1 protein-coding gene is annotated in these 594 nt (G+C 63.5%); it reads right to left on the bottom strand.

Features of this window, described 5'->3' with window-relative positions:
* Window positions 1-101: 101 nt before the first annotated feature.
* Window positions 102-497 carry a phage holin family protein gene (locus MAXJ12_RS34210; protein ID WP_008840845.1) on the bottom strand — a complete coding sequence of 132 codons (396 nt, stop codon included), beginning with the start codon at window positions 495-497 and terminating at the stop codon, window positions 102-104.
* Window positions 498-594: the final 97 nt, after the last annotated feature.

Raw genomic sequence — 594 nt, 5'->3', positions numbered from 1 at the left:
CTGGCCGGGCGTCATCTTGCTTCTCAGCGTTTCGGCGGTGTTGGCCACCCTTGCCCGCGCGGCTTCAGCCTCGCGTTCCAGTTCGGCTGCGGATTCGTGCGTCATTTCAGTTGCTCCTTGACCACCCGGACGTCGCGCTTGAACTGTTCCTCGGTCCGGTCGGGATTGAGTTGCGACGGCGACAGATTGGCGCTGCCGGTGCGAAGCAGGATGGCGCCGATCACCGCGACCACTACTCCGACGGCCAGCGACGACCAGCCAGCGCCAAGGCCGGCATTGGCGAGCGCGATTACCAGCGCCTGCAAGAGCACGATCAGCGCGGCGAGCAGGCAAACGGCGCCGCCAAGGATCTCGATTGCGCCGCTGCCGACATTGCTGAATTTGTCCGACATTTCCGCGCGCAACAGCCTCGCTTCCGTCTGCAGAAGCGTAGTCACCTGTTGCGCAAGATCGCTGAGCAGCGTCGCGACGCTGCGGCTGTCTTGATGCTCATTCATGGCCGCTGCTCCGGGTTACGGTTCCGCCATAGGTGGAGGATGTCTGCTGTGCTTCGTCGGCAGTCTGCTGCATTTGCTGACCGCTTCCGGGTGTTGA

Source organism: Mesorhizobium alhagi CCNWXJ12-2, assembly GCF_000236565.1.
Taxonomy (GTDB): domain Bacteria; phylum Pseudomonadota; class Alphaproteobacteria; order Rhizobiales; family Rhizobiaceae; genus Allomesorhizobium; species Allomesorhizobium alhagi.
The sequence above is the reverse complement of the archived record's forward strand: the minus strand, read 5'-3'. Positions and strand labels throughout refer to the sequence as shown.

Coding starts and splice junctions, on each gene's coding strand:
- MAXJ12_RS34210 (WP_008840845.1), bottom strand. CDS start 497: ATGAATGAGCATCAAGACAGCCGCAGCGTCGCGACGCTGCTCAGCGAT.